This is a genomic window from Streptomyces lushanensis (assembly GCF_001700515.1).
Classification (GTDB): domain Bacteria; phylum Actinomycetota; class Actinomycetes; order Streptomycetales; family Streptomycetaceae; genus Streptomyces; species Streptomyces lushanensis.
Genome location: NZ_MAUD01000304.1, coordinates 1 through 5508 on the forward strand (window position 1 = coordinate 1; position 5508 = coordinate 5508).

5 protein-coding genes are annotated in these 5508 nt (G+C 72.4%); 4 read left to right on the forward strand and 1 reads right to left on the reverse strand.

Going from position 1 to position 5508, the window contains the following annotated elements:
- On the reverse strand, positions 1–314 hold a 314-nt coding region (locus tag BFF77_RS23640; RefSeq protein ID WP_141698506.1), incomplete at its 3' end, for a TerD family protein.
- Between the two features lie 239 nt (positions 315–553).
- On the opposite strand from BFF77_RS23640, the gene BFF77_RS23645 reads away from it, so the two are divergent.
- From BFF77_RS23645 to BFF77_RS23660, 4 genes are all read left to right on the forward strand, one after another.
- Positions 554–1027: a DUF6643 family protein gene (locus tag BFF77_RS23645; RefSeq protein WP_066953178.1), complete on the forward strand. Its 474-nt coding sequence runs from the start codon at positions 554–556 to the stop codon at positions 1025–1027.
- Between the two features lie 22 nt (positions 1028–1049).
- Entirely contained in the window at positions 1050–1970 is a 921-nt protein-coding gene (locus tag BFF77_RS23650) for an MOSC domain-containing protein (RefSeq protein ID WP_079125425.1), read from the forward strand.
- 189 nt (positions 1971–2159) lie between these two features.
- Complete coding sequence (locus BFF77_RS23655; protein ID WP_066953182.1) at positions 2160–2768, forward strand: Rv1733c family protein; 609 nt, start codon at positions 2160–2162, stop codon at positions 2766–2768.
- 281 nt (positions 2769–3049) lie between these two features.
- Complete coding sequence (locus BFF77_RS23660) at positions 3050–5467, forward strand: right-handed parallel beta-helix repeat-containing protein (RefSeq protein ID WP_066953184.1); 2418 nt, start codon at positions 3050–3052, stop codon at positions 5465–5467.
- Positions 5468–5508: the final 41 nt, after the last annotated feature.

Genomic DNA, 5508 nt, shown 5'->3' on the forward strand with positions numbered 1-5508 from the left:
CCGCCGTCGACCGGATCGTCCTGGCGGCGTCCGCCGACGGCGGGCTCCACACGCGCGAGATCGACCGTGAGCGTGTCCGTGACGCCGGCTCCCCCGCTCGCCTTGTTCTCGTGGCGTACCGCGCCCGACGCGTGCACCGGCTGGTTGTAGAAGACGAAGTCGGCGTCGGAGCGGACTCTCCCCGAGACGAGGAGCAGTGCCGACGCGTCGACGTCCGGTACGCCGGGTCCCGCGCGCCATCCCAATTCGACTCGCACAGCAGGCGCCGGTACCGGCAGATTGGCTCCTTTAAGCATGGCCATGCTCGCCCCCATCGCGGGTCGGGGTGTCCGAAGATTTCGTGCCGCCAACCTAATGGCAGGAACGCCGTTCGGACCCCGCGAGACCCGCCGGTAACCCCCCGCTAGCTTGCCCTTTACACGATCCGAACATCTTCGGACGACCGTTTTTCCCATGTTCGCTCGCATTGGGGATCCGAAGTCTCCCACAGCTCCCCAAAGAACCCCCTTATCGGACTCCCCAACCGGCACATCGTGGGCTTAACTTATGTTCCATGACCTCCCCCCGCGCCACCTACGGCGGCGGTTACTACACCGCGCCGTCGTTCCCGGACACCCCTATCTACGACTCCCTGGTCGCGGAGCGGGGCACGCCTCAGATCGCGCCGATCCGAGTGCCTTCCGCCTATGACACCGGCAACAGCTATCTGCCGGCCCTGCCCTCCGCGCTGCCCGCCCTTCCCCCGGCGCCCTCCCAGCCCGCGCCGTCGTACGGCGGCTACCAGCAGCAGCCGGCGCCGATGCAGCAGCCCATGCCGTTGCAGCACGCGCCCGCGCCGTACATCCCGCAGCAGGTACCGCCGCGCGGTTACCCGGCCGCCCAGCAGCAGCCGCAGCCGCAGCCGCAGCGTCCCATGCCCGGTACGGGGTACGAGGCGATGCGTCCGGCGGCTCCGCGCCCGGCGCCCGCGCCGCCCACGCAGTACGACGACCCGTACAACCGGCCCTATCAGACACGGGGGTACTGAGGGCTGCTGACAGGATGGCTTCATGCCGAAGCCGGTCCATCAGCCAGTCCAGCCAGCTCAGCCTGCCCAGCCGGTGCGACCGGGGCAGTCGGTCCGGCCGGCCCGGCCGGTTCTGCACGCCCTGCGGGTCCACCCGGTCAAGTCGATGGCCGGCTGTACGCCCGAGCACGCGCTCGTCGAGCCCTGGGGGCTCGCCGGGGACCGCCGCTGGACACTGATCGACGGCACGGGAAAGGTGGTCACGCAGCGCCAGCAGGGACGGCTGGCGCTGGCCCGCGCCGAGCCGCGGCCGGACGGCGGGATCCGGCTGCACGCGCCAGGACATGAGCCGTTGACGGTCCTCGAACCGCCGCCGGCGGAACCGGGGCCGGGGGGCGCCGGCACCGTCGTGGTGGACGTCTTCGGGACCAGGGTCGAAGCCGTGCCCGCGGGGAGCGAGGCACACGACTGGGCGAGCACGTACCTCGGGGTGGAGGTCAGGCTCGTCCATCTCGACGCCCCTGCTTCGCGCAGGCCCGTCGATCCGCTGTTCGCGAGGCCCGGGGAGACGGTCAGCTTCGCGGACGGCTTCCCGCTGCTCGTCACCACGCTCGCCTCGCTCGACGCCCTCAACTCCTGGATCGCGGACGGGGATCACGCGCAGGAGGGTCCGCTGCCGATGGACCGGTTCCGGCCGAATCTCGTGGTGGCCGGGACGGCGGCCTGGGCCGAGGACCACTGGCGCCGCGTCGCCGTCGGAGAGGTGACCTTCCGGGTCGCCAAGCCCTGCGGGCGGTGTGTCGTCACCACCACGGACCAGCGGACCGCCGAGCGCGGCCGGGAGCCGCTGCGCACCCTCGGCCGGTACCGCAAGACGGACGGCCGGCTGATCTTCGGACAGAACCTCGTCCCCGAGTCCACCGGCACACTGCGGGTGGGCGATCCGTTCACGGTGCTCGACTGATCCCGTGGCTCCCGACCGGCCCGCCGGCCCGACGGGCCGCGCAGGAGGCGCCTGTTGTGTCCGCCCCGCCCGTCATATCCGGCTTTGGGTGCAGGGGACAACGAAGTGAGCTTGCTCTCTCTTCGCGCCCATCGCGCGTAAACCGTGCTGCCCGCGGCTAAAACGGACAGGGAAGGGGGTGCGGAAAAGGTGCGCACGATACCGGGACTCTGGCGCTGGCGGCGCAACCCCCTGCGCAGAGGGACCGATCTGATCGAGGCATGGGTCGCGCTGACGGCGGTGGGTCTGTTCGCGCTGGCCGCCCCGGTCGTCGGCTGGCTCTGCGGGAGCGCCGTCGACGCGTCGCTGCGGGAGACGGTCCGGTTCCAGCACGAGCACCGGCACCGGACGACCGCCATGGTCGTCGGCCGCTCCGCCGAGCGCCATACCGTCCCGTTCGACGCCGAGTCGGCGGCGCAGCACGACACGGGCAGCAAGGTGATCGCCACCTGGCGGACGGTGGACGGCGGCTCCCGTACGGGCCTCGTCTCCGCGCCCTCGCGCCGGCCCCGGGCGGGCGACACCTTCGGCATCTGGGCCGACCAGCGCGGCAGACCGGTGAAGCCCCCGATGAACGCGGACGGCGCGCGCACCCACGCCGTTCTCGTCGGCCTCGGCGCGGCCGTGCTGGCGGCCGGTCTGGTGGAGTGCGGCAGACGGCTGATCGTATGGCGTCTGGTGCGGCGGAGGTACGAGCACCTCGACCGGGCATGGGCCAAGGCCGGCCCGGACTGGGGCCGCACCGGCGCGGGCAGCTGAGGGCCGTCCCCCAGGTGCTGTCCGGATCCTGCCGGGCTCGCGTGCCCCGGCACCGCCCGCCGTCCGGCGAATCCGCCTGTCACGGGAGCCCGGCCGCCAGGCCCGTACGGCAGGGCGTGCCGTGGCGAAGTCCCGTCCCAGAGCGGCCTCTCGCGTCAACTCGGACGTGTCATGCGCGCTACGGTGGTGCCGCCCGGTCCGCCCTTGCGGCCGGGGTCCGGGGCCGGTGCCCCGGACGGCACGGCACGCGCACACGCACGAGGTGGGGGCACAACAGCGCCATGGCACAGGGCACGGTCCAGGTGACGCACACCGGAACATCGCGTTGGCGGCGCCGCACGGGCGAGTACGCGTCCCTCGCCGCCGCCCTGGAGGCGGCCGGCGACGGCGACATCCTCACCGTCGCCCCCGGCACCTACCGGGAGAATCTCGTCGTGGCACGCGCCGTCACCCTGCGCGGTCCCGAGGGCTCGCCCGGTTCCGTACGGATCGCGCCCGCCGACGGCGTACCGCTGACCGTCCGTGCCTCCGCCACCATCCAGGACCTCCTGGTGGAGGGCCAGGACGCGACCTCGCCCGCGCTGCTCGTCGAGGACGGCGCACCCGAGCTGACGGAACTGCGGATCGTGACCCGCTCGGCGGCCGGCATAGAGGTACGCGGCGCGGCCCGGCCCACCGTGCGCCGCTGCACCGTCGACAACCCGGCCGGTGTCGGCATCGGCGTACTCGACGGCGCGGGCGGGGTGTTCGAGGAGTGCGAGATCGTCGCGGCCGGGCAGTCCGGGGTCTCGGTGCGCGGCGGCGCGCATCCCCGGCTGGAGCGCTGCCGCATCCACCACGCCTCGGGCGCGGGCCTGTCCGTCACCGGTGAGGGCAGCGGGATGGAGGCGATCGGCTGCGAGATCTACGAGATCAAGGGCACCGGTGTGCAGGTGACGTCCCGCGCCGCCGCCCATCTCACCGACTCCTCCGTGCACCGCACGTCGGCGGACGGGATAACCCTGGACACCGACGCCGTGCTCACCCTCTCCGACTGCGACATCCATGACATCCCGGAGAACGCGGTCGATCTGCGCTCCCGCTCGGTGCTGACCCTGACCCGCTCCACGGTGCGCCGCTTCGGCCGCAACGGACTCTCCGTCTGGGACCCGGGCACCCGCGTGGACGCCAACCAGTGCGAGATCCACGACAGTACGGGCGACTATCCGGCCGTCTGGGTCAGTGACGGCGCGACCGTCGTCCTCGACTCCTGCCGGGTGCACGACGTGCCCGACGCGCTCTTCGTCCTCGACCGGGGCTCACGCGCCGATGTCGTCGACAGCGACATCTCCCAGGTACGGAACACCGCGGTGTCGGTGAGCGACGGCGCGACCGCGCAGCTCGACGACTGCCGGATCAAGGAAGCCTCCACCGGCGCCTGGTTCCGTGACCACGGCAGCGGCGGCACGCTCAACTCCTGCACCATCGACGGCGTACAGACCGGTGTGATCGTCACCAAGGGCGCCGATCCCACCATCGAGCGCTGTACGGTCACCTCGGCCGCCGAGGCGGGCTTCTACGTCTCCGCCGAGGGCCGCGGCACCTTCGACAACTGCCGGGTGACGGGCAGCGGCGGCTACGGCTTCCATGTGACGGACGGCTGCCGTACGACGCTCACACGGTGCCGTACGGAACGGTGCGCGCGCGGCGGTTACGAGTTCGCCGAGAACGGCCCGACCGCCGAGGACTGCACCAGCGACGAGAGCGGCGTACTGGCTCCGCCGTCCGAGCCGCCCACCGTGCTGACCGCGACACAGACCACCGGGCTGCTCGGCGCGGTCCCTCCGCAGAGCACCGCCCCGGCCGCGGCCGCGACCGCGCGGGACGCCGTCCCGGCCGCGGTGTCCGCGCGCTCCTCGGAGGAGGTCCTCGGAGAGCTCGACGCGCTGGTCGGTCTCGACAGCGTCAAGCGGGAGGTCCGCGCGCTGACCGACATGATCGAGGTCGGCCGACGCCGCAAGGAGGCGGGCCTCAAGGCGGCGTCGGTCCGCCGCCATCTCGTCTTCACGGGCTCCCCCGGCACCGGCAAGACGACGGTGGCCCGGCTGTACGGCGAGATCCTGCACTCCCTCGGGGTGCTGGAGCACGGCCATCTCGTCGAGGTCTCCCGGGTTGACCTGGTCGGCGAGCACATCGGTTCCACCGCGATCCGCACGCAGGAGGCCTTCGACCGGGCCCGCGGCGGCGTGCTCTTCATCGACGAGGCGTACGCCCTGTCGCCCGAGGACTCCGGGCGGGACTTCGGCAAGGAGGCGATCGACACGCTGGTGAAGCTGATGGAGGACCACCGGGACGCGGTCGTGGTGATCGTCGCCGGGTACACGGCCGAGATGGAGCGCTTCCTGACGGTCAACCCGGGTGTGGCGTCCCGCTTCTCGCGGACCATCACCTTCAGCGACTACGAGCCCGACGAGCTGCTGCGGATCGTGCGCCAGCAGTCGGAGGAGCAGGAGTACCGGCTGGGCGACGGCACGGCCGAGGCACTGCTCACGTACTTCACGGCGCTGCCCAAGGGGCCCGCCTTCGGCAACGGCCGTACCGCGCGTCAGACGTTCGAGTCGATGGTGGAGCGGCACGCGGGCCGGGTCGCCCAGTTGCCGGAGACCAGCACGGACGATCTGACGCTGCTCTATGCGGACGATCTGCCCGAGCTGCCCTGACCTCCGGCGCCGCTCCCCCGCCCGGCCCGCGTGCCGCTCCA

What these genes read in the sequence shown, in the direction of transcription:
- BFF77_RS23660 (WP_066953184.1), top strand. Translation starts at nt 3,050, where the DNA reads ATGGCACAGGGCACGGTCCAGGTGACGCACACCGGAACATCGCGTTGG.
- BFF77_RS23650 (WP_079125425.1), top strand. Translation starts at nt 1,050, where the DNA reads ATGCCGAAGCCGGTCCATCAGCCAGTCCAGCCAGCTCAGCCTGCCCAG.
- BFF77_RS23645 (WP_066953178.1), top strand. Translation starts at nt 554, where the DNA reads ATGACCTCCCCCCGCGCCACCTACGGCGGCGGTTACTACACCGCGCCG.